The following is a 23,410-nucleotide window of genomic DNA, read 5'->3' as shown; positions in this document are numbered from 1 at the left end:
GTAAAAAGATTATTTCTCATTTAGTAATATTCCAGCTATTTTTGAATTAAAGAAAACTAAAACATTAAAGCAGTGCAGGCAACAAAAGCGACCAACGAAGAGATTAGAGTAAGATTTGACAACGATGTCGAAAGATTTTCGAACCTTGACACCGGACAGCAGACGACTATTGATGCCCCGCTCACTATGGAATTGTGTACTGAAGCGGCGAGATATATAAATCCACAGGCAAAGGAGCTGCTGGATATTGGCTGTGGGGCAGGAAATTATACACTAAAGATGCTAAGCAAAGTACCGGGCATGAATTGTACACTGAACGATCTGAGTATGCCAATGCTGCAGAAAGCGAAGGAAAGGATATCACAGGAAACCAGTGGAAAAATAACCATTGTCCAGGATGACATGCGCAACCTTGACCTGCCTGATGAACACTACGACATTGTACTGGCTGCGGCTACTTTACATCATTTGAGAGAAGATGCAGATTGGGAACTGGTGTTTGGCAAAATATACAGCGCATTAAAACCGGGTGGCAGTATTTGGATCTCCGACCTGATCACGCATGATTCGCCATTCATCAACAATCTTTTTGAGGATAAGTACGCTGAATATATTGAAACGCTGGGTGGCCCCGAATACCGTCAGAAAGTATTCGACTATATCGCATATGAAGACACACCCCGGTCTTTGAATTATCAATTGGACCTATTAAAAAGAGTAGGCTTCAGGAGCACAGAAATACTGCACAAAAACTCTTGTTTCGCTGCTTTTGGCGCCATAAAATAATGTGTAATCCCCAGTGTTTATGTTAATTCCAGATTGATTTTGCATTAAGATTCAGCACCCTGCATTTAAAAAAAATGCCGATCAAACCCTATAATTTAAAATTTATTATAACTTTGGAAACTGCCTTAGTAATTGTACCTTTTACACTAAGGCTATTTAACTAATAAAAACGAATAAAATGAGTTTAATAATTGATGTTCATGCACGGCAAATACTTGACTCCCGTGGCAATCCTACAATCGAAGTAGATGTAATTACAGAAAATGGCATTCTTGGTCGTGCAGCAGTACCTTCTGGTGCGTCGACCGGTATCCACGAAGCTGTAGAGCTAAGGGATGGTGACAAAAAAGTTTACCTGGGTAAAGGCGTATTGAAAGCTGTAGCCAATGTAAATGATAAGATCGCTGATGAATTGAAAGGCATTGACGTATTTGAGCAAAATGCGATCGACAGCCTGTTGATCAAGCTGGACGGAACAGAAAATAAAGGAAACCTGGGTGCCAATGCTATTTTAGGTGTTTCACTTGCAGTTGCCAAAGCTGCTGCACAGGAAAGCCGTCAGCCTTTATACCGTTACATCGGTGGCGTGAATGCAAATACTTTGCCCATCCCAATGATGAACATCGTAAACGGCGGATCTCACTCTGATGCACCTATCGCATTCCAGGAATTTATGATCATGCCTGTTGGTGCTGCTTCTTTCTCTGAAGCATTGCGTTGGGGAACTGAAGTATTCCATAACTTAAAAGCAATCCTGCATGACAGGGGTCTTTCTACTGCTGTGGGTGATGAAGGTGGTTTTGCACCAACTTTTGACGGTACTGAAGATGCGGTTGAGACAATTCTTAAAGCAATTGAAAAAGCTGGTTACAAACCCGGTGAGCAGATCTGCCTGGCATTTGATTGTGCTGCTTCTGAATTCTATAAAGACGGAAAATACGACTATACTAAATTTGAAGGCGATAAGGGTGCTATCCGTACCAGCGCAGAGCAGGCAGAATATCTTGCTTCGCTAACCGAAAAATACCCGATCATTTCTATTGAAGATGGTATGGGCGAAGATGACTGGGATGGCTGGAAATTATTGACGGACAGAATAGGAGACCGTGTTCAATTGGTCGGTGATGATTTGTTTGTTACCAACGTGAAAAGACTTCAAAGAGGAATTGACACTGATACTGCCAATTCAATCCTGGTAAAGGTAAACCAGATTGGTTCATTAACTGAGACCATCAATGCAGTTTCATTGGCTCAGAACAATGGCTATACCTCAGTAATGTCTCACCGTTCGGGTGAAACTGAAGATGTAACCATCGCTGACCTTGCAGTAGCATTAAACTGCGGTCAGATCAAAACCGGCTCAGCTTCACGTTCAGACAGAATTGCAAAATACAATCAGTTATTGCGAATCGAAGAAGAACTAGGCGCTGCCGCACGTTTCATCGGCAAAGACTTTAAATACGCTATTAAGAAATAGTCAATTTAAAGAAGGAAAGGCAAACTTAACTCCTCTAAAAATAAAAAAGCCCCGGCGATCAAATGATCACCGGGGCTTTTTCTTATATACCCCCCCCGCTTCTCTCCTCCCTGCTTCTCTCCTCCCTGCTTAAAGAAAATTCAGTGTCTGAAAGAGGGCATAGCGCCCTTTGCTCCCCCTTCAGGGAGCTTAAGAAATGCAGCCCGAAGGCAGATCACTTAATTTTCCTTTTTTAACCTCCCCAACGCTTCTATATAATAATAATCAGCATAAGATATCGCTACATCTACCTCTGATTTTGCCGGCAGGTGCCCAACACTGTTTGTCAGAATAAATCCCCCGTTCGTACCTGGTTTGGCTTTATACTTATCTGTACCTAAATTTATGAGGATCTCTTTAGCGGTAGCACGGTATTTCTGTGCTGCATCTTTTTCAGCATAGCCAGCCAATTCCAGCCATGCAGAAGCCATAATCGTTGCTGCTGAAACGTCACGTGAAGCATCAGGTATATTTGGTGCGTTAAAATCCCAATAAGCTATTTTGTCTTTCGGGAAATTCGGATGATTTAAAATGAAATTAGAGATATGATTGGCTTGATCCAAGTACTTTCTATCTTTTGTTGCCCTGTACATTACCACAAAACCATACAATCCCCAAGCTTGTCCTCTCGCCCATGCCGACGAATCTGAGTATCCTTGTGCGGTTTTTTTCTCCTGAACACCACCTGGATTGTTCCTGTCATAGTTGATCACGTGGAAAGAGCTGAAATCAGGCCTGAAATGGTTCTTAATCGTATTGTCTGCATGGGTAACGGCGATCTTATAATAGCTTGAATCGCCAGTTACCTCTGTAGCCCAGAACAAGAGCTCCAGGTTCATCATGTTGTCAATGATCACCAGGTAATCTGATGGTTTTCTTGAATCCCAAGATTTGATAACGCCAAGTTTTGGATCAAAACGGGTACACAATGATTTGGCACTGTTTATTAAAATTTGCTTATAAGATTCACTTGGCTGTAGTCTATTGGCATTGCCAAAACTACAGAACATCATAAAGCCAAGGTCATGGGTAGTCTTATTGTACTGTTCCTTTTCCAGAACCTTTAGTATGCGGTCCGCTTCCGTCTTTAACGCTGCATCTTTGGTCTGTTCATTAAGGTACAACAAAGTACCCGGGTAGAAACCGCTGCACCACCATCCTGAACCACTAGTGGCTAAAGAATCATTCTTAGGGAAATAGGCCTTTGGAAATTGGTTAGGTTTGAGCTGGGTTTTAAGAAAGTTGTACTGACCTGCAGCATCCGCAAATTCTTTTTCGGCCATTTTAGTCAAGGCATTACCTTTAGTCACTTGCTTCTTTTGTGCGCAGGCACTTAGGGCAACTGCCAGGGATAATCCCAAAATGAATTTCGTAGTTTGTTTGATCATCATGTGCTCAATATAATTTAAAGTTTCAATGCAATGAAAACGTTTTCATAAAGATATAAATCTAAATCTTAAATTAACTAAGCATTTTTATTTAAATTTGTTAGTATGAACCGTATGCTTGGACTTATACGCAATAAATATTTTCTGTCGGTGGCGGCATTCGTGGTATGGATGATGTTTTTTGACAAGAATGACATTGTGGCGCAATATGAGTACAAATCTCAGGTAAATAAGCTCCAGGAGGAAAAAGACTTCTATACTAAGGAAATAGGGCAGGTAAAAAAAGACCTTAGTGAACTGAGCAGCAATTTAAATACTGCTGAAAAGTTTGCGAGGGAAAAGTACTTCATGAAAAAAGAGAATGAAGATGTCTTCGTGATCATTGAAGAAAGATCAAAAGAATAGACCTGATCTGCCGGGCCCGCTGCCTGTCCTTATAATACTCAGTAACCAAATTTAGGCAGCGTTAGCTTGTACCTTACCACAACAATTCTGAAAGCAAAGATAAATGCGATGACCACCACTTTTGCCAGGTCTTCCTTGAGGTTGAAATACAGTAAGGAAAAATAAAGTATACCTCCCATGATACATACCGTAGCATAAACCTCTTTTCTAAATATCAATGGAATGGTATTTAGGAATGTATCTCTGATAATCCCTCCGAAGCATCCGGTAATGGTACCCAATGCGATACAAATTCCGGGACTAAGGCCAAACACAATTCCCTTCTGTATCCCCAGTATGGTAAATAAGCCAAGGCCCAGTGAGTCAAAAAGAAAAAGTGTGACTTTAAATTTCTTGATGTGGGTTTTAAAAAAGATAGTGGCTATGGACGTAAGCAGGATCAGCAGGCAATAGTTCACATCTCTCATCCAGGCTACAGGTGTATCGCCCAGCAGCAGATCGCGGACAGTTCCTCCACCCACAGAGGTAACAAAGGCAATGATGAGCACACCAAATGGATCTAGTCTTTTCTGCATGGCAGCAAAGGATCCTGATATGGCAAAGGATATGGTCCCTAATATTTCAATTGCCTCCATCGTATTGATCTGCATATGCCTGGTATTTAAATTTCGCCGTTCCGCTTTCGAAAAAACCACTCTAAACTGAGCAAAATGATAATCAATGCAAAAAGCCACTTAAAATTAATCAATTCTTCGTACTTACGCTGCTCATAGCTGACAGTTTTAATTTCATCACTGCTGATGACCGCTGATAAGATCTTGTTCAGATCTCTTGGCATATACATTTTACCATTTGTTTGCGCAGACATAGTATTGAGCAGTTGATGGTTGGCTATTGTTTGCTGGTACTCTGCTACCAGTGCATTTACATAAAAAAGACCCTTTGCCAGATGCTCTTTATCCCCTAAAATTGTTCTTGCTGTATAGTTGTACGTTCCTGCAGGGAAAATCCCAGCATCGAGCTGATAGGTAGCACCGGTCCTTGAGAATAAAAATTTATAAATCTTGCCTGCTTCATTTCTAATCTCCATGTTAACATCAGGAGTATTTATCGGTACATAGCTGTCATTGTATAGCACGGCGTTGACCAAAATGTTTTCATTTTCTTCAAAAGTGCTTTTAGTGGTATAGGCTTTAAACTTTCTTTTATCATCTTTTACAGAGAGATACTGAACCGTACCTGATATCAGACGCTCGACCGCATCAGATGGGTTTTCTTCTTTAGCCTCCGCCAATTTCCACCTCCATAACCCCTCACCAATCAGGTAAGCAGTTTTCCTTCCATTGTCACTAATAAAAAAAAGCTGGGGGTTTCCTGTTTTGATCTTTCCTATACGCTGACTTAATGCAACTGAAGCATCTGCATTTACCATGACCCTTCCGAATGGGGCCTGAAGCGGGTCATACCCATCAATTTTTTTGGCGGCAGCGAGATCAAGGTTAAAGGCCGTAAAGTTAGGGTCAGGATAACTAAAGGCGTCCTGCAAGGTTCCATTGCTTCCTATAAAAGTTACACCGGTCTGACTGCTACTAAATGCAGGCAGGTCACTTTGAGCACCCAGTATATACCACAATGAGGCAGTACTTTGTTTCAGTTTACCCATAAAAGTCTGGGTATTGAACTGCAAGCCCGGGAGCTGGTATAAAATGATCAGCCCGTAGTCATTTGGATTTAACGTATCGAGCTCCTCTCCAATCACTATCTTAAGGTCATAATGCTTATTTAAGGAGATCACCTGTTTTAATGCGGCAATATCCGGATGAGGGCCTGCGGCTGCAATCAGGACCTTCTGCCGGGTATCTATTACTTCTACATAGATCTGCTGAATATTATTTAGTTCAGAAATCTCGCCTTGTACTGGACTAAGCTGGATGGTGTATTTTTGCAGGCCAAGTTTTAACGCTTTTAATTTGACCGTTATAGACTTCAGAAAGGGATTGGCAGTGATCTGTATCCTTTCTTCGTATACTTTCTTTCCATTTTCTAAAACCGATAGCAGCGTATGTGTCCCTTTGCTCTCAAAAGCCTGCGCCTGGATATCAATGGTAAATTCATTATCGAGATACACCAGGCTATTATAATTTACATTGACAACCAATACATCTTTTTTAGGCACTGTATCGCCAAGAGCAATGGTGTATACTGGGGCATTCAACTTATCCATATCGTACAGCGGACTGCCCCCACGGTTGAAGATGCCGTCTGTTGCCAGAATTACTGCACCAACATTACGGTTCAACAGTTCATCGTTCAACTGGTTAATGAACTGAGCAGCATTGCTGAGCTTGCCTTTATGGCTAAAATCCAGGCCTGATTTTACGCTGTCGCTGAAACTATAGAGTTTAACTTCATATTTTTCAGATAGCTTGTCGGCCAGGCTTTTCAGGTCATTCTCATATTGCTCCATATTAAATCCTGCAGGGAATATGTTTCCGGCCGATAATGAGTTATCCTGCCCTATTACAATAACCGGCTTTTCCAACTGATAGGAAATACTTCTGATAAGGGGTGAAGACAATAAAAATGCAATGAGGGCGACCACCACAGCCCTGGAAGCAAACAAGCTATACCGCAGCCTCTTATCCAGATGCACAGTATTGCGGTACAACAGCCACGCAAACAGCACTCCGGCAAGCAAACAACCCAATAGCGCAGTTAATATGTATATATTGAAAGGATCGCTCATACGTGTAATGGTAAAGATGCTAAAAAAGCGCTAAAAATATTCAGCGCTTTCTAAAACTTTAAAAGAAAAGGTCTTTGTTACAGCATCCCTCCGCAAACGGAAATTACCTGTCCGGTTACATAGGAACTCATATCGGAGGCTAAAAAAACACATACATTGGCTACATCCTCAGGCTCGCCTGCTCTTTTAAGCGGGATACCTTCTTCCCAGCCTTGTACCACTTTAGGATCAAGCACATCGGTCATTTCGGTGCGGATAAAACCAGGTGCGACCACATTGGTACGGACATTACGTGAACCCAGTTCTTTAGCCAGCGACTTTGAAAAGCCTATGATACCCGCTTTGGAGGCAGCATAATTGGCCTGACCGGCATTGCCCTGCACCCCTACTACCGAACTCATATTGATGATGGATCCTTTACGTGCTTTCATCATCACCTTGCAGGCGGCTTTGCATACGTTAAATACAGATTTCAGGTTTACATTGATCACATCATCCCAGTTTTCTTCACTCATACGCATTAGCAAACCATCTTTTGTGATCCCCGCATTATTAACGATGATATCAATAGAACCAAATTCAGTTACAATATCATTGATCAGTTGCTCAGCTTCGGCAAACTTAGAAGCATCAGAACGATAACCTTTTACTTTGGTTCCAGCAGCTTGTAATTCCTGCTCCAGCGCTTCTCCCTTTTCTACCGAAGACAAATAGGTAAAAGCAACGTTGGCACCCTGCTCTGCAAATTTCTCTGCAATCTTACGCCCGATTCCTTTAGATGCACCTGTGATAAGTGCGGTTTTTCCAGCTAATAATTTCATCTGTTTAATATTTTTGTTTGTTGATTTAATTTCTTCTGTTACTAGACAGCAGGCTCCTGCTGACTCAGGCAATGAAAGCTTCCCAATCCCCAAATGATGTCTGTAGAATCGATACCTACCACTTTTCTGTTAGGAAATACACTGCGGATTATTTCCAGTGCCTTCTCATCATTAGAATCCCTGAAGGTCGGCACTACAACTGCTGCATTGGCAATATAAAAATTGGCATAAGATGCAGGCAGGCGGGTATCTTCATGTATCACTGCTGATGGCATTGGCAATTGAATAATGTTTAAAGGCGTTCCATTGATCAGGCGCATCGCTTTGAGTTCCGCCAGATTTTCCTGTAATAACTGGTAATTCTCATCCAATGGATTAGATTCAACAACCGTTAATACAGTGTTTGGATTTACAAAGCGCACGGTGTCATCTATATGGCCATCGGTATCGTCGCCCACAATGCCATCACTTACCCAAAGCACCTGCAGCGCACCGTAGCATTCTTTCAAATACGTCTCTATCTGCTCCTGGTTTAAATCCGGGTTTCTGTTCTCATTCAGCAGGCATGACCTCGAGGTTAAAATGGTTCCTGCACCGTTAAATTCTACAGATCCTCCTTCCATCACAATACCAGGATTAAATACAGGCAAATCAAAATGATCGCCGATAAGTGTAGGAATGACATCATCCAGTTCATAAGGAGGATATTTATCACCCCATGCATTATAACCCCAGTCTACAATTACTTTCTTATGTTCGGCGGCAGGATTGATCAGGAATGCAGGTCCATGATCACGGCACCAGGCATCATTACTTGGATTAAAATAGAATTCTATCTGCCCCAGATCTGCACCAACATCTTTTAGCTTTGATATAGCAAAAGCTTTAGTTGCTTCATCATTTACATTGATCCTAACCTTCTCTCCTTCGGCAACGATCTTAATAAATTCGCAGTAGGGTTTATAAATGGTGTCTATTTTGCCTGGCCATGAAGCTTCTTTATGAGGCCATGTCAGCCAGGTTGCTTCATGTTTTTCCCATTCTGCAGGAAATCGGTATCCTGCTCTTCTGGGACTATTGTTAAATTTTTCTTCGTTCACGTCTGACATATTTTCCAGATTAATCCCCGTCAATAAACCTTTTAGTAATAGGCTGATAAGAATCTATCCTTCGGTCTCTTAAGAAAGGCCAGTGTTTGCGGAAGAAATCAGATTCGGCTAAGTCCAGTTCCACAACTTTAGTTTCTTCCAGATCATGCGATCCTAAATAAAGTATTTTCCCCTGGGCATTGGCAGCAAAACTGCCGCCCCAGAATTTCATAGCACCGTTCTGCTCAAAACCAACGCGGTTTACACTTATTACGGGCACACCATTGGCCACTGCATGGGAACGCTGAATGGTTTGCCATGCACTATATTGATCTTTGTTCGTTTCCTCATCCTGATCTGTCGCCCAGCCAATGGCTGTTGGATAGAATAGGATATCAGCACCCATCAGTGCGGTGATGCGCGAAGCTTCAGGATACCACTGATCCCAGCAGATCAGGATACCAATCTTTGCGAACTTCGTCTGAAAAACCTTATATCCCAAATCGCCGGGTGTAAAGTAAAATTTCTCGTAAAAAGCTGGATCGTCAGGAATATGCATTTTGCGGTATTTGCCCAGATAGGCACCATCTGCATCTAAAACAGCAGTAGTATTATGGTATAGCCCCGCAGTGCGTTTCTCAAATAATGAGGCAATGATTACTACACCAAGTTCTTTTGCAACCACTTGCAAAGCATCTGTTGAAGGTCCGGGGATAGCTTCTGCTAAATCAAAATTTGCATAATCCTCTATATCACAAAAGTACAAAGAAGTGAAAAGTTCCTGCAGACACACAATCTGTGCTCCTTTCGCTGCTGCTTCCCTGACCTTTAAAATTGCCTTATCTAAATTTTCCTGTTTATTACTGGTGCAGCTCATCTGCACCAATCCAACTTGTACTTTTGCCATTCTTTATCAACAAATAATTTTACGCAAAGTTAGCCAAAAAAAACAAAATGGATCATGGAATATAAAAGGATGAAAACTTACGGCGCTACACTTTGCCGGTATTCTTCCTGTAGTTCAAATAAACATTTGGCACACAGGCAACCATCATGCAGCTCACTTATATACTGAACCTCATTCAGGTCAAGATGAACTGCACTGCACTGGCATTTTGTATAGGCGTTTGCCTTGCATTCTATGGATGTTCCACAACGTTCGCAAGGTATAATTTCATGTTTAGCCATTGACCCTAAATAGTACCGGACAAAGATACGCTTCTTTTAGAAAACAAAAAATGCCGGCTTTTCAGGGCCGGCACTAGAGTTATTAATATATATTTGGTTAGAATATTAGCCTGAACAGCTGATACAGCCTTCTTCCATGGAACAAACGGGGCCTTCTACAATTTCCTCCGCACTTTGTGTGATGTGCTCAGGAATTACAGGTTCCATATTTTTGCCGGCCTGATTCTCCACTGTAAACTTCACGGCTTGTGAAGCTGCTTGTGTTCTCAGATAATACATGCCTGTTTTCAACCCTTTCTTCCATGCATAGAAGTGCATTGAAGTTAGTTTTGACGTATTTGGGGCATTGATGAACAGGTTCAGCGACTGAGACTGGCAGATGTATGCACCTCTGTCCGCCGCCATGTCAATGATGCTGCGCATTTTTATTTCCCATACTGTCTTGTATAACTCTTTGATGTAATCAGGGATTTCTGCTATATCCTGGATTGACCCGTTGGCGAGAATGATCCTGTCTTTCATAGCAGGGGTCCACAATCCTAAAGCTACCAGGTCTTTTAACAGGTGTTTATTCACTACAATAAATTCACCGCTTAGTACCCTTCTGGTATATATATTAGAAGTATATGGTTCAAAACACTCATTATTGCCCAGTATCTGAGAGGTGGAAGCTGTAGGCATTGGTGCAACTAGTAAAGAGTTGTACACACCATCCTTGACTACCTTCTCGCGCAAAGTCTCCCAATCCCAACGATTACTTTCAGGTTTTACATTCCAAAGGTCAAACTGGAATTTACCTTTTGATAAAGGAGATCCTTCAAATGTCTGGTAAGGCCCGTTTTTAACAGCAAGATCATGCGAAGCGGTCATTGCCGCAAAATAGATGGTTTCAAAGATCTCTTTGTTTAATATCCTTGCTCCTTCACTTTCAAAAGGCAGGCGCATTAAGATAAACGCATCAGCTAATCCCTGTACACCCAAACCTATCGGCCTGTGGCGCATATTAGAGTTTCTTGCTTCTTCTACCGGATAGTAATTGTAATCAATGATCTTATTCAGGTTTAAAGTAGCCTGATACGTCACATCATATAGTCTCTGGTGATCAAACTCGCCATTCACTACAAACCTTGGCAAAGCCAATGAGGCAAGGTTACAAACGGCCACTTCATCTTTAGAAGTATACTCAATAATTTCCGTACAAAGGTTGGAACTTTTAATCGTTCCTAAATTTTGCTGGTTAGATTTGCTGTTTGCAGCATCCTTATACAACAGATATGGTGTTCCGGTTTCAATTTGCGAATCCAGTATAGCAAACCATAATTCCTGGGCCTTAATGGTTTTACGCGCACGGCCTTCTTTTTCATAACGCTCATACAACGCGTCAAATTCTTCACCGAAGCAATCAGCCAAACCCGGTGCTTCATGCGGACAGAATAAGCTCCATTCACCATTCTCTTCTACACGTCTCATGAACAAATCGCAAACCCATAGTGCATAGAACAGATCGCGCGCACGCAATTCTTCCTTACCATGGTTTTTACGCAGGTCAAGGAAGCTCAGTACATCTGCATGCCAAGGTTCCAGATAAATCGCAAAAGCACCTTTACGCTTGCCTCCGCCCTGGTCTACATAACGCGCCGTATCATTAAATACTTTCAGCATCGGCACAATACCATTGCTGGTTCCGTTGGTACCACCGATATAAGAACCTGTAGCGCGGATATTGTGAATACTCAAGCCTATACCGCCTGCACTTTGCGAGATCTTGGCAGTTTGTTTCAACGTATCGTAAATGCCTTCAATACTGTCGTCCTGCATGGTCAGCAGAAAACATGAAGACATTTGTGGTTTGGGTGTAGCAGCATTGAATAAAGTAGGCGTAGCGTGCGTAAACCAGCGTTCGCTCATTAAATTGTAGGTAGCGATTGCGCTATCGATATCGGATTTATGGATACCAACAGCTACGCGCATAAACAAATGCTGTGGACGCTCTACAATGATACCATCTACTTTCAGCAGGTATGATTTTTCCAGCGTCTTAAACCCAAAGTAGTCAAATCCAAAGTCACGGTCGTATATAATTGTACTATCAAGTACATCAGCATTGTCTTTAATTACTTCCCATACATCATCAGCAATCAGAGAGGCTGGTTTCCCTGTTTTAGAATCTATATATCTATACAACATCTCCATAGTTTTGGAGAATGATTTAGTTGTATTTTTATGGAGATTAGATACCGCTATACGGGATGCAAGCAAAGCATAATCAGGATGTTTGGTGGTTAAAGATGCCGCGGTCTCTGCTGCCAGATTATCCAGTTCAGATGTAGTAACGCCATCATACAAACCCTCGATCACCTTTTTGGCTACATCAATAGGATCTACCAGCTCAGCATTAAATCCATAACACAACTTCTCTATACGAGCCGTTATCTTGTCAAACCTTACCGCTTCTTTGCGGCCATCTCTTTTTAGTACAAACATATTTTTTCAGGATTTATTATTGCTTATCAGGTTCTAGAGCGGAAAACCCAACATAGGCACTTATATAATTATTTTGTTTTATTAAAAATCATCATCTAACGAAAACGCAGATGCTTTATCTTCCGTGGAGGTCAGTACACCGCTTTTTTGATAATCACCTACTCTCTTTTCAAAGAAGTTAGTTTTACCCTGCAAAGAGATCATCTCCATAAAATCAAATGGGTTGGTAGCGTTGTATATTTTAGTATAACCGAGTTCATGTAACCATCTGTCAGCAACAAATTCAATATATTGGGACATTAATTTAGCATTCATACCGATCAATGCCACTGGCAGTGCATCAGTGATAAACTCCTTTTCAATCTCTACAGCATCTTTAATGATCCCGTGAACAGCTTCCTCACTCAGTTTATTTTGAAGCATGCTGTACAATAAACAAGCAAATTCACAATGTGAACCCTCATCTCTGGAGATCAGTTCATTGCTAAAGGTTAATCCCGGCATCAAACCGCGCTTCTTAAGCCAGAAGATAGAACAGAAACTACCGCTAAAGAAAATACCTTCTACTGCTGCAAAGGCTACCAAACGCTCTGCAAAATTTCCGCCTTCTATCCAGCGCAACGCCCATTCTGCTTTTTTCTTTACACACGGAACTGTTTCTATGGCATGAAACAATCTGTCTTTTTCATCCGGATCTTTAATGTAGGTGTCGATCAGCAGGGCATAAGTTTCAGAATGTATATTTTCCATCATGATCTGGAAACCGTAAAAACAGCGCGCTTCAGGTAACTGCACTTCACTCATGAAATTTACTGCAAGGTTTTCATTTACGATGCCATCACTGGCTGAGAAAAAGGCAAGAATATGAGATATAAAATGTCTTTCGCCATCATTCAGGTTGTCCCAGTGTTTCTGATCATCCGAAAGATCGATTTCTTCAGCTGTCCAGAAACTCGCCTCACTTTTTTTGTACATTTCCCAGATTGCCGGATACTTAATCGGCAAAAGCACAAAGCGGTCTTTGTTTTCCCTTAATAATAATTCTTCTTCCATAAGCCTCTATTTATATAGTGATGATTAAACCTTCTGAATCTTTAATAATTTTAACAGCCTAAGGAAGCCTATTTAATGATGAAGATTAAAAAAATGCAAACCATCCCATAACCTTAAGCAATTAAATATTAAACCTTTAACTAAAAATCTGTGTGTGATTTATTAAAGAATCTTACTATAACAAATATAAAGGAAGCGGTCTTTCTTACCGAACAAAGTTGTTAACACCCGGGCGATTTTAGGCTAATAAATCGCGAAACTGAAGTTAGAATCAAGGTGCAAAAAGGCTAATTATTTCTTTTATAGCGGATAATAAATGTCAAGCAGTGTTAATAAAATTAAAAAACTGACTTTAACCGCGATAAAGTTAAAAGGCTATTCAGTTTCCGGGAGGTAACTGATTTCTAGTTTTGCCACACCTTTTCCATAGAAGCCAAGTGCCTTTGCAGCTGCAGCTGAAACATCAATAGCGAATTTTTTAGAATGAGGGCCTCTGTCATTGATCTCCACGTCAACAGATTTGCCGTTAATGGGATTAGTGACTGTAACTATCGTACCAAATGGTAACGTAAGATGGGCTGCCGTTAGTTTTTTAGCACGGTACCTGACACCACTGGTCGTTTTTCTGCCTTCAAATTTGTTGGCATAATAGGTTGCATAGACCGTTTCAGAAAATATTTCAGACGTCTTGTTTATGACATCTAAAGCATAATTCTTAGCTTTTGTCATACTCCCTGAAAATTCATTTGAGCTTTCTTTTTCAGATTTATCCTGGCCAATAACCATAGAAGAGATGAGCATCCCACATAACAATAAACAATACTTCATATATTTACTTTAGTTGGTGAACCTTGCAAACATAAGTAAACTAAACTGTTATAAACAAATAATGCCCGATAAGTTATCATCGGGCATTATGGTAATGTCATTATAAATAAAATCATTTCTTATCTGGCACAAAACTCATAGAAATAGAGTTTACACAGTTACGGGTATTTTTAGCGGTAAAGCCTTCACCTATAAAAACGTGACCTAAGTGTGCCTTGCAGTTAGCACAAACGATCTCTGTGCGTGAGCCATCGGCATCAGGGACCTTAACTACTGCCCCTTTAATCTCATCATCAAAACTTGGCCATCCGCAGTGTGACTCAAATTTAGATTCTGAACGATACAAAGGCACATTACAGCGACGACAGATATAAGTTCCCTTTTCTTTATTGTTCAACAATGCCCCAGTTCCGGGATATTCAGTACCCTTGCGTACAATTACATCCTCTTCTTCTTTAGTCAGTTTATTCCACTCCATATTTTTGGTTGTTTTCTTCTGTTCTTCTTTTTTTGGTTTCTGGGCGCAGGCCACAAAGCTTGTTATGATCAACAAGGCACCTAAGGCAAATGTTTTATTAATTAAAGCTTTCATCTGGTGTAAAATTAGTTGTAATCATATACGTACAAAGATCGGGAGGCAGATTTTTGAATATGCCATAGTAACGTCACGTCTTAATACCCAAAACTACTAAAAATAAAAAGCTCCAATGAAAAATTCACCAGAGCTTTTTGCATTGTGCAAGAAGATCTTTATTTTTTCAGTAATGCAGCCATTGCTTCGCCAATTTCAGCAGGGCTTTCTACCACAGTAATACCACACTCAGCCATAATCTTCATCTTGGCAGCAGCAGTATCATCGGCTCCACCCACAATAGCACCTGCATGGCCCATTCTGCGTCCTGCTGGTGCAGTTTGTCCGGCAATAAAGCCAACCACAGGCTTAGTACCATTTTCTTTGATCCAGCGTGCAGCCTCGGCTTCCATTCCGCCACCTATTTCACCGATCATGATGATGCCTTCCGTTTCAGGATCGTTCATCAGCAATTCTACAGCTTCTTTGGTAGTGGTGCCTATGATCGGATCTCCACCGATACCTATGGCGGTAGTGATTCCTAAACCTGCTTTTACAACCTGATCAACAGCTTCGTAAGTTAAAGTACCCGATTTGGAAACTACTCCAACAGTACCTTTTTTAAAGATAAAACCAGGCATAATACCTATTTTAGCTTCATCAGCAGTGATCACTCCCGGACAGTTAGGGCCGATCAAACGACAATCCCTGCCAGCAATATATTCTTTAACCTTAATCATATCCTTTGTAGGGATACCTTCAGTAATACAAACAATAACTTTAATTCCCGCCTCAGCAGCTTCCATAATGGCATCAGCAGCAAATGCAGGGGGAACAAATATAATAGATACATTGGCACCGGCTTTGTCAACCGAATCCTTTACTGTATTAAATACCGGCCTGTCTAAATGCGTTTGCCCACCTTTACCAGGCGTCACACCACCAACAACATTCGTTCCATACTCGATCATCTGAGAAGCATGATAAGTACCCTCATTTCCAGTAAAACCCTGAACAATAACTTTAGAATCTTTATTTACTAAAACACTCATGTATCTTTTAATTTTTGTGCAAACTTAGATAAAATACTTCTTAAAACCAATTCATTTCAGGTACTTGTTACAAGGCAATTACTTTTTACGTGAAAGATCTTTTAGCCTGATATTTCTAAAATCAACCGGCTGACCTTCACTTTGCAAAGCAATAAAACCACTACTTAGTAATTTGCCGTCTTGTTTGTATTTTGGGTCATAACCATTTGCCACTCCGCCACCAATCTGGGGTTTGGAATATTGCAGCACCGTATCGCCATTGATGATGTGTTTGATCACTGAATCGCCCAAAACGATGAGCTCACCACTCACCCACTGCTCTCCTTCATAAGTTTTAGAAGTTGAATTAATACAGTGATCTGCTGCTATTTTCCCCTGATATACTATATTCGTACCTGGCGAACACATGTTACCGGTCGGCCTTGGTTTGCCGTCACCGAGTCCCGCCAACAGCTGCATCTCTATCGATATCGGCCAGTCCTGCTCTTTCAGCATGGTTCTTGGATCCTGCGAGTGAAACATCACACCGCTGTTTAACAGTGTATAGCTGGGTGCTCCCTTTTGCAATTTACCTACAAAGCGGTATTCAAACTTAAGGTGATAATAAGAATAGGGAACCTTATAATACAAATGACCGAACTGGTCATTAAAATCACCATACTGATCATACCTGATTTGCACAGTCCCATCCACTACCCTAAATGTATTACCAAAATTCTCTCCCACTTCGTGGTGATGGATTTTCACAAACCAGTCATCCAGGTCCTTTCCGTTGAACAATGCAACCCAGTCTTTATCTTCGCTGGCCTTACCCGAACCCTGCTTCATCCCTCCACAGCCTAAAAACAACAAACAAGAGACGGTAGTGATGTACAAAATAGCTTTCATATACTGATGTTTATAATTTAATTGCGCAAAATACGATAAATAATAGTTTTTTGAAGCCGCTTTATTACCAGCTTAATCTTATGGAAATTCCGTCAGGATTATTGTCAAATGAAAGGTAAAAAGTACCGGAAGTTGCATCCCATGAGCTTTTTACTGCTTCCATTTTCTCTCCGGCAGCATTTGTCGCCAACACTTCCACAGGCTTAACCGGCAGGAAAATGCGCATGCTGTTTATGGTTTTTGCGGGGCTTTTACAGACAAAACTGTATCCCTTTTCATCCCTTACTTCATTATATATTCTTGAAGCACTTGCAAGCACCATCGGTCGCGACCGATCCTTGATCCTGTTTATATTATACAGCAGGGCCTGTTCACCCGGATTTATACTTTTTGATGAAAGCACAGGAAGTGCAGGGTCAAAAAGGTCTATTACCGGCCCGTTGATCACATATGGCTGCTTATCTGCGTGCTCATCCATTACCGAAACAATATCATACGGACCTCGTTCCAGATAAAAGCTGTTTTTAAACTCAAGTCTACCGGCACGCAGGTCTTTTTCATAAGCTTGCTGCACCACATCCAGCAGTACCTTGTCCTGATTTGATTTCAACACAAATTCTTTAGGGTTTTGTCTGATCACATACACAAATCCTTTTCCTGAGGCAATCCTTGTATTTTCATCAGGCTTTATTTTCATGAGCTCAAACAGGTGCTCAGATGCTGCGCTATACTTATTGTTTTTGGTATTCCACCATTCCATTACTCCCTGATAAGGATCATCATCTCTGCCACAGTATACCAGCACTCCGCCTTTCTTCACCCAGTCTGCCAGATATTCATGAACTTCTTCTGAATTTGGCTTCATATTAGAATAGCTCACAATCAGCACTTTAATATCTTTTAAAGCGCCTTTAAAGGATAAATTCTCCATATGTACTGTTTGTACAGGCACCCCGTTCTTTAATAAGGGGAGGGTCTGTCCGTAAAAGTTGGAGAACTGCGGATCATCGTAGCCTTTATGATCAGGGAAACGCTGAAACATCAGACTATTGCTCATCAGCACACCGATCCCATTCTGGCCTGTGACACGGTTATCTGACCTGGGCATATCATTCAGCGCATTGACCATCACCTGCATCTGGGTAGCATAGTATGAAGGAATCAGTACTTCTTCTGCACTATTGGCCAGCTTATAAGGCCTGGTATAAATCCGCTCAGGCCAGGGCATTACCTCATAGTCAGCTACCATTGGATAAAGGAGTTTAGCGGTAAAAGTCGCCTGATAATTGCGCTTATAATCGGCCCAGTCCCGCGGCCAGTCTTCAATTGGATCTGTCAGAAAGAACATTTTGCGACCGGTTGGCGCGGTCATAGACACCATTGATCCGTATTCAAGAAAAGCATTCTCAAATACCCTTTCCTTACTGTTACCATCATAAAACGTGGGTTCCCTGGATGTCCCTGTCCATACCTGGGCAATGTAGCCATCTATTCCCGGCAGGGCCGACAGGCTTGCTTCGGGACTGACGATCCTCCAGGACGAATAGTTGACCAGTGAATGTGTGGCGATATAGACCTTAATATTCATACCCTTTCTCATACCATAAGATTTGGCATAGGCAGATACATCTTTGACGGCATTGTAATACAGTTGGTATTTCAGTTTGCTGGACAGGTAGGTATTTTCAGCCGATTCATGTTGCGGCTTCCAGTCAAACCCATAGTATTTCTTCCACTCCTCTTTAAAAACCTGGCTATATCCTGCTCTCGACCAGAATTCCGGCTCTTCCAGATAAATAGAACTGATGCCGGCATCTATTACCTTTTTGATTATAGCAGTTTTCATATATTCCAGAAAAGACTGCACAGGTACAATATAGGGCACCCCACCACCATGCCAGATGACCTGCCCGTTTCGATCCATCTGCCCTATTTCCTGGTGGTTCTTTCCGTCCCATTTACCCAAAAAATAATCCTGGTATTCTCCCCATGCAATGCCAGTCATAAAATGTGTCTGATATCCATGATCACGCCAGGACTTCACTCTTTGTTCGAATGTCATACCAGGCCTGTCGCCTGCACCATACACAATGGCAATATCAGATCTTACATCTATTTCTGGTCGCCATGCACTCCCCGTCTGGAATGCAGTTTTCTCTTTTAACTGGCTCTGCGCCGAACAAAAAAGTGTGTATGTGGTGAAAGTAATTAATAGCAGCGCATTTTTCATGCATGAAATTTAACAATATTTTTGAAGTATCGTTAATCCTTTACGCAACAGATTATCCGTAAAAGCAGATATAAGCTACGTCATCTTCGCAGATCACGTCAAATGAAGTACCTGCAGCAACTTCAAATTCGTCCTGCTCGTGGTACTTTTTATATTCAGTGTCCTTTAATTTTACATCCAATACCCCTGAAATAACCTTCATTCTTTCGGGTGCAGATGCCGAAAAAGTATAACTGCCTTTTTTCATTACGCCAACTGTAGCTTTACCTTTATCTGTTTGCAGTCCAAGGCTTTGTACCTTTCCTTCAAAATATAAATTATGTTCTACCGATTGCAGGGGTGCTGTTGAATTATCCATAGTTTAGTTCTATCTGATTAATGTTAATTACTTAAAACAAATGTATTGCCAATCATTGTAAAAAAAGAAACATGTTTAAATACTTTCTTCTGCTTTTTCAATGGCTTCTGGACGTATTGCCAACTGATATTTCGCTTCGTCAAATTCATTTTCACTTTTCGCAATCACAATAGTAGCAATTCCATTACCGATCATATTGGTAATGGCACGCGCTTCAGACATAAACCGGTCCACACCCAGCAGTATAGCTATGTGCTCTACCGGCATAATCTTTAATGCCGCCAGGGTAGAAGCCAAAACAATAAAACCGCTGCCCGTTACCCCTGCCGCACCTTTGGATGTAACCATTAAAACTGCAAGTATACTGATCTGCTGGCCAACGGAAAGATTGACGTTAAATACCTGGCACAGGAATATCACCGCCATAGACAAATAGATTGCCGTACCATCAAGGTTAAAAGAATAGCCAGTAGGGATCACCAAACCTACCACCGACTTTTTACATCCTATGGCTTCCATTTTCTGCATCATACTGGGCAGTACAGATTCTGAAGAGGAAGTACCAAGCACGATAAGGATCTCCTGCCGGATGTATTTAAGATATTGCCATAAACTAAATTTATAAAACCTGCATATCGCGTTCAGCACCACAAAAATGAAGAGGAAGCAGGTCAGGTATACTGCTCCCATCAGCTTTGCCATCGGAAGTAGCGTATCAAGTCCGTAAGTGCCCACGCTGTAGGCCATGCCACCAAAAGCGCCAACCGGTGCCAGACGCATCACGATCTTCATGATGTTAAAAAACACTTTGGATATTTTATCAAAAGTACTCAGCAACGAATGTCCTGTTTCGCCCATTTTGTTAAGGCCATAACCAAATAGTATGGCGAAAAACAAAATCTGCAAAATATCACCTTTGGCAAAGGACTCAAATACATTGTGGGGAATGATGTGTGCAAAGAACTCCATCCAGTTGATACCATCTGCCTGTTCCGTATACGTTTTTACCTTATTGACATCTCCTTCTGCTACCTGGATGCCTACTCCGGGCTTTAACAAATTAGCTACCACCATACCAATTATGATGGCCAGTGTGGTAACGAGTTCAAAATATAGCAGCGCCTTCCCGCCTACCCTGCCCACCTTTTTCATATCGCCCATATGTGCTATCCCCAGCACAATGGTTAGAAATATAATGGGTGCGATGAGCATGCTGATCATACTGATAAAACTCTGACTAATCAACTTAGCATGAGGTGCAAAACCGGGAAAAAATGCGCCGACTGCTATACCGAGCGTGATCGCCAGCAAAACCTGAAACGTAAGGTTGGATATTAAATGTTTTACCATACTATATGCTATATCTTTGTGTGGAAGAACGGATGATCAGTTTGGGCTTTATGCTGACTATTTTAGGCACTACATTAACCTGGTCTGACAGCATATTCTGAAAGTACAGGTTGGCAATTGTCTTGCCCATACTCATGCTGTACTGGTCTATTGTGGTGATAGACGGACTGGTAATTTCGGTAAAAGCTTCATTAGAATAACCGCAGACCCCCAATTCGTTCGGCACGTTCAGGCCCATTTTAGTCGCCACCTCGAGCACACCAAGGGCCGAAAAATCTGATGTAGAGGCAAAGATGGCATCTGGCCTGTCCGGGAGGTTCAGCAAGGCCGAAGTAGCCTCGGCACCAAGTTCCTTAGTCCAGGCATTTTCTTTGATCAGTTCCGGCAACACAGGATAACCATGTTTCTTTAAAGCGGCCAGGTAACCGGCTTTACGCTGTTTAAAAATATTGAGGTTTTGCGGGCCTTCCAGCAAAGCGATCCGTTTATATCCCTGTGCAATCAGATGGCTCACCGCTTCCTCCGAAGCTTGTTCATTATCATTCAATACCTTAAAAGTATCCAGGTTATCTGCCACACGGTCAAACTGAATGAGGCGAATGCCCTGGTCCATGGCATTTTTAAGGTGCTGTCCGTCTTCAAAGTCTGCGCTGATGGAAATGATGATGCAACTAACATGCTGGTTGATCAGCGTATTTACACATTTAACTTCCCTTTCATAAGATTCGTTTGACTGACAAATGATCAGGTTATAACCTTCTTGGTATGTAACCTCTTCTATTCCGGCTATTACATCCGCAAAAAAGTTCTGGTTGATGCGTGGCACAACTACGCCAATTGTCTGATTTTGTCCTTTACGAAGATTAGAGGCAAGACTATTTTGTTTATAATTGAGCTCCTTAGCAGTTTTTACAATCAGTTGCCGGGTGGCCTCACTTACGTTCATACCGTTGGTAAGCGCCCTTGAAACCGAGGATGCGTTTATATTTAGCTTCTTTGCGATGTCGTAAATAGTAGTCCTTTTCTGATTCTTCATAAACGAATGTAAATATGATAAAATATTTTTATCGCAATCGATTGCTTAATATAAATATTTGATTATTTTCGTTAACCAAATTAATCAAATTGAACAACAAGTTAAATCAAATCAAATGTATTTATTAGGTATTGATGTAGGCACTTCCTCTATCAAGGTTTCGGTGGTTGATACTGCTTCTGGCAACATTCTGGCAAGCGCACAGTACCCCGACAGCGAATCAGAAATTCTGGCCCCAAAATATGGATGGGCAGAGCAATCTCCCGACATGTGGTGGGAGCATGTGCAAAAAGCGATCATGCGCTGCAACCAGCAACAGAAATATGATCCGCAGCAGATCGCTGCAATTGGTATTGCCTATCAGATGCATGGACTGGTGATTGTAGACAAGGACCAGCAAAACCTCCGAAACAGCATCATCTGGTGTGATAGCCGGGCAGTTGAGATAGGCAACAAAGCCTTTGATGCGTTGGGAGAGGAGTTTTCATTAAGCCGCCTGCTCAACTCACCAGGTAACTTTACTGCCTCCAAAATGGCCTGGGTAAAGCAAAATGAGCCTGAGGTATACAGTAAAGCAGACAAACTAATGCTGCCGGGCGATTTCATCGCAATGAAACTGACAGGCGATATCACTACCAGTATATCGGCACTTTCGGAGGGTATTTTCTGGGATTTTAAAGAAAACAAGCTGTCATCTGAACTGATGGACTATTATGGCTTTGATGACTCAGTGATCCCTCAGATCAGGCCTGTATTCTCAGCGCATGGTTATATTACTAAATCAGTTGCCGACAGCCTTGGATTAAAACCGGGCATACCAGTATCTTATAAAGCGGGAGACCAGCCCAACAATGCCTTGTCGCTAAACGTGACCGAGCCCGGTGAAGTAGCCGCTACGGCAGGCACTTCCGGAGTGATCTATGGAGTGACCGATCACCTGCTGTCGGATCCGCAATCGAGGGTAAATACCTTCGCGCATGTAAACCACGCCATCGAGCAACAAAGACTCGGTGTGTTGCTTTGCATCAACGGCACGGGAAGCATGAACCGCTGGATTAAAAACGTGTTTGGTGCTGCTGTTGACTATAATTCCATGAACCGCGCCGCCGCGAGTATTGCTGTGGGCAGTGACGGGCTGCGCGTATTGCCGTTCGGAAATGGAGCAGAGCGAATGTTGAACAACAAAATGGTAGGTGTACACCTTCACCACATAGACCTCAACCTGCATACACAGGCGCATATATTCCGTGCTGTGCAGGAAGGTATAGCTTTTTCATTCAGATACGGTCTGGACATTTTAAGAGAGAACGGTATGCAGCCCTCTATTATCAGGGCTGGAAAATCCAATCTTTTCCTCAGCGAACTCTTTACCCAATCCTTCGTTAACATCACAGGCGTTCCTGTAGAGCTGCACAACAATGATGGCAGTTACGGAGCCGCCATAGGTGCAGGAATCGGAGCAGGTATATTCAAATCTGCCAGTGAGGCATTCACCAACAAAAAACCTATCCAGCTGGTAGAACCGAACGGAGAAAACCTGGAAGAACATTACCAGAACTGGAAGCAGTTACTGATGCAACAATTAAATACCATAATCTAACATATACACTTTAAAACCTAAA

General features: G+C 41.9%; 21 protein-coding genes. 4 read left to right on the top strand and 17 right to left on the bottom strand.

Annotated elements, in window-relative coordinates; genetic code table 11:
• The first annotated feature begins 72 nt into the window (after positions 1–72).
• Positions 73–786 carry a class I SAM-dependent methyltransferase gene (locus EZ437_RS07175; protein ID WP_131594620.1) on the top strand — a complete coding sequence of 238 codons (714 nt, stop codon included), beginning with the start codon at positions 73–75 and terminating at the stop codon, positions 784–786.
• 178 nt (positions 787–964) lie between these two features.
• Positions 965–2,263: a phosphopyruvate hydratase gene (gene eno, locus EZ437_RS07170; protein ID WP_131594619.1), complete on the top strand. Its 1,299-nt coding sequence runs from the start codon at positions 965–967 to the stop codon at positions 2,261–2,263.
• Between the two features lie 218 nt (positions 2,264–2,481).
• Here the strand turns inward: eno and EZ437_RS07165 are convergent, their stop codons facing one another.
• Entirely contained in the window at positions 2,482–3,693 is a 1,212-nt protein-coding gene (locus EZ437_RS07165) for a glycoside hydrolase family 88 protein (protein WP_131594617.1), read from the bottom strand.
• 102 nt (positions 3,694–3,795) lie between these two features.
• On the opposite strand from EZ437_RS07165, the gene EZ437_RS07160 reads away from it, so the two are divergent.
• Positions 3,796–4,095 carry an FtsB family cell division protein gene (locus EZ437_RS07160; RefSeq protein WP_131594615.1) on the top strand — a complete coding sequence of 100 codons (300 nt, stop codon included), beginning with the start codon at positions 3,796–3,798 and terminating at the stop codon, positions 4,093–4,095.
• A gap of 38 nt (positions 4,096–4,133) precedes the next feature.
• Here the strand turns inward: EZ437_RS07160 and EZ437_RS07155 are convergent, their stop codons facing one another.
• The 16 genes from EZ437_RS07155 to EZ437_RS07080 all read right to left on the bottom strand — a co-directional run bounded on the left by EZ437_RS07155 (position 4,134) and on the right by EZ437_RS07080 (position 21,788).
• Entirely contained in the window at positions 4,134–4,745 is a 612-nt protein-coding gene (locus EZ437_RS07155) for a trimeric intracellular cation channel family protein (protein ID WP_131594614.1), read from the bottom strand.
• 11 nt (positions 4,746–4,756) lie between these two features.
• A complete protein-coding gene (locus EZ437_RS07150) occupies positions 4,757–6,841 on the bottom strand; it encodes a vWA domain-containing protein (protein ID WP_131594612.1) in 2,085 nt (694 codons plus the stop codon).
• Between the two features lie 77 nt (positions 6,842–6,918).
• Positions 6,919–7,662: a 3-oxoacyl-[acyl-carrier-protein] reductase gene (fabG, locus tag EZ437_RS07145; protein ID WP_131594611.1), complete on the bottom strand. Its 744-nt coding sequence runs from the start codon at positions 7,660–7,662 to the stop codon at positions 6,919–6,921.
• 41 nt (positions 7,663–7,703) lie between these two features.
• A complete protein-coding gene (locus tag EZ437_RS07140) occupies positions 7,704–8,771 on the bottom strand; it encodes an agmatine deiminase family protein (protein ID WP_131594609.1) in 1,068 nt (355 codons plus the stop codon).
• 10 nt (positions 8,772–8,781) lie between these two features.
• Entirely contained in the window at positions 8,782–9,657 is an 876-nt protein-coding gene (locus EZ437_RS07135; RefSeq protein ID WP_131594607.1) for a carbon-nitrogen hydrolase, read from the bottom strand.
• A 77-nt stretch (positions 9,658–9,734) separates the two neighbouring features.
• Positions 9,735–9,938 carry a cysteine-rich CWC family protein gene (locus tag EZ437_RS07130; protein WP_131594605.1) on the bottom strand — a complete coding sequence of 68 codons (204 nt, stop codon included), beginning with the start codon at positions 9,936–9,938 and terminating at the stop codon, positions 9,735–9,737.
• 105 nt (positions 9,939–10,043) lie between these two features.
• Positions 10,044–12,422, bottom strand: a complete 2,379-nt coding sequence (locus EZ437_RS07125) for a ribonucleoside-diphosphate reductase subunit alpha (protein ID WP_131594603.1) — start codon at positions 12,420–12,422, stop codon at positions 10,044–10,046.
• An 81-nt stretch (positions 12,423–12,503) separates the two neighbouring features.
• Positions 12,504–13,475: a ribonucleoside-diphosphate reductase small subunit gene (locus EZ437_RS07120; protein WP_131594601.1), complete on the bottom strand. Its 972-nt coding sequence runs from the start codon at positions 13,473–13,475 to the stop codon at positions 12,504–12,506.
• Positions 13,476–13,850: 375 nt separating this feature from the next.
• The gene (locus tag EZ437_RS07115) at positions 13,851–14,303 is read right to left on the bottom strand and encodes a septal ring lytic transglycosylase RlpA family protein (protein ID WP_225869515.1); all 453 of its coding nucleotides are present in this window, start codon (positions 14,301–14,303) and stop codon (positions 13,851–13,853) included.
• A 112-nt stretch (positions 14,304–14,415) separates the two neighbouring features.
• A complete protein-coding gene (locus tag EZ437_RS07110) occupies positions 14,416–14,895 on the bottom strand; it encodes a methionine-R-sulfoxide reductase (RefSeq protein WP_131594598.1) in 480 nt (159 codons plus the stop codon).
• A 158-nt stretch (positions 14,896–15,053) separates the two neighbouring features.
• Complete coding sequence (sucD, locus tag EZ437_RS07105; protein WP_131594595.1) at positions 15,054–15,926, bottom strand: succinate--CoA ligase subunit alpha; 873 nt, start codon at positions 15,924–15,926, stop codon at positions 15,054–15,056.
• A 78-nt stretch (positions 15,927–16,004) separates the two neighbouring features.
• Positions 16,005–16,814: a 3-keto-disaccharide hydrolase gene (locus tag EZ437_RS07100; protein ID WP_131594592.1), complete on the bottom strand. Its 810-nt coding sequence runs from the start codon at positions 16,812–16,814 to the stop codon at positions 16,005–16,007.
• A gap of 64 nt (positions 16,815–16,878) precedes the next feature.
• The gene (locus EZ437_RS07095; protein ID WP_131594589.1) at positions 16,879–19,044 is read right to left on the bottom strand and encodes a hypothetical protein; all 2,166 of its coding nucleotides are present in this window, start codon (positions 19,042–19,044) and stop codon (positions 16,879–16,881) included.
• Positions 19,045–19,096: 52 nt separating this feature from the next.
• Positions 19,097–19,402: a pyrimidine/purine nucleoside phosphorylase gene (ppnP, locus tag EZ437_RS07090; RefSeq protein WP_131594588.1), complete on the bottom strand. Its 306-nt coding sequence runs from the start codon at positions 19,400–19,402 to the stop codon at positions 19,097–19,099.
• Positions 19,403–19,477: 75 nt separating this feature from the next.
• Positions 19,478–20,752, bottom strand: a complete 1,275-nt coding sequence (gene dctA, locus EZ437_RS07085; protein ID WP_131594586.1) for a C4-dicarboxylate transporter DctA — start codon at positions 20,750–20,752, stop codon at positions 19,478–19,480.
• A 1-nt stretch (position 20,753) separates the two neighbouring features.
• Positions 20,754–21,788, bottom strand: coding sequence for a LacI family DNA-binding transcriptional regulator (locus tag EZ437_RS07080; protein WP_131594584.1), 1,035 nt, complete (start codon positions 21,786–21,788; stop codon positions 20,754–20,756).
• Positions 21,789–21,903: 115 nt separating this feature from the next.
• On the opposite strand from EZ437_RS07080, the gene EZ437_RS07075 reads away from it, so the two are divergent.
• Entirely contained in the window at positions 21,904–23,388 is a 1,485-nt protein-coding gene (locus EZ437_RS07075; RefSeq protein WP_131594582.1) for a xylulokinase, read from the top strand.
• Positions 23,389–23,410 lie beyond the last annotated feature (22 nt).

The sequence above is a fragment of the Pedobacter psychroterrae genome (assembly GCF_004331695.1).
Taxonomy (GTDB): domain Bacteria; phylum Bacteroidota; class Bacteroidia; order Sphingobacteriales; family Sphingobacteriaceae; genus Pedobacter; species Pedobacter psychroterrae.
This window is presented reverse-complemented; position numbering and strand designations above follow the sequence as displayed.

Coding starts and splice junctions, on each gene's coding strand:
- eno (WP_131594619.1), top strand. CDS start 965: ATGAGTTTAATAATTGATGTTCATGCACGGCAAATACTTGACTCCCGT.
- EZ437_RS07165 (WP_131594617.1), bottom strand. CDS start 3,693: ATGATGATCAAACAAACTACGAAATTCATTTTGGGATTATCCCTGGCA.
- EZ437_RS07160 (WP_131594615.1), top strand. CDS start 3,796: ATGAACCGTATGCTTGGACTTATACGCAATAAATATTTTCTGTCGGTG.
- EZ437_RS07155 (WP_131594614.1), bottom strand. CDS start 4,745: ATGCAGATCAATACGATGGAGGCAATTGAAATATTAGGGACCATATCC.
- EZ437_RS07150 (WP_131594612.1), bottom strand. CDS start 6,841: ATGAGCGATCCTTTCAATATATACATATTAACTGCGCTATTGGGTTGT.
- fabG (WP_131594611.1), bottom strand. CDS start 7,662: ATGAAATTATTAGCTGGAAAAACCGCACTTATCACAGGTGCATCTAAA.
- EZ437_RS07140 (WP_131594609.1), bottom strand. CDS start 8,771: ATGTCAGACGTGAACGAAGAAAAATTTAACAATAGTCCCAGAAGAGCA.
- EZ437_RS07135 (WP_131594607.1), bottom strand. CDS start 9,657: ATGGCAAAAGTACAAGTTGGATTGGTGCAGATGAGCTGCACCAGTAAT.
- EZ437_RS07130 (WP_131594605.1), bottom strand. CDS start 9,938: ATGGCTAAACATGAAATTATACCTTGCGAACGTTGTGGAACATCCATA.
- EZ437_RS07125 (WP_131594603.1), bottom strand. CDS start 12,422: ATGTTTGTACTAAAAAGAGATGGCCGCAAAGAAGCGGTAAGGTTTGAC.
- EZ437_RS07120 (WP_131594601.1), bottom strand. CDS start 13,475: ATGGAAGAAGAATTATTATTAAGGGAAAACAAAGACCGCTTTGTGCTT.
- EZ437_RS07115 (WP_225869515.1), bottom strand. CDS start 14,303: ATGAAGTATTGTTTATTGTTATGTGGGATGCTCATCTCTTCTATGGTT.
- EZ437_RS07110 (WP_131594598.1), bottom strand. CDS start 14,895: ATGAAAGCTTTAATTAATAAAACATTTGCCTTAGGTGCCTTGTTGATC.
- sucD (WP_131594595.1), bottom strand. CDS start 15,926: ATGAGTGTTTTAGTAAATAAAGATTCTAAAGTTATTGTTCAGGGTTTT.
- EZ437_RS07100 (WP_131594592.1), bottom strand. CDS start 16,814: ATGAAAGCTATTTTGTACATCACTACCGTCTCTTGTTTGTTGTTTTTA.
- EZ437_RS07095 (WP_131594589.1), bottom strand. CDS start 19,044: ATGAAAAATGCGCTGCTATTAATTACTTTCACCACATACACACTTTTT.
- ppnP (WP_131594588.1), bottom strand. CDS start 19,402: ATGGATAATTCAACAGCACCCCTGCAATCGGTAGAACATAATTTATAT.
- dctA (WP_131594586.1), bottom strand. CDS start 20,752: ATGGTAAAACATTTAATATCCAACCTTACGTTTCAGGTTTTGCTGGCG.
- EZ437_RS07080 (WP_131594584.1), bottom strand. CDS start 21,788: ATGAAGAATCAGAAAAGGACTACTATTTACGACATCGCAAAGAAGCTA.
- EZ437_RS07075 (WP_131594582.1), top strand. CDS start 21,904: ATGTATTTATTAGGTATTGATGTAGGCACTTCCTCTATCAAGGTTTCG.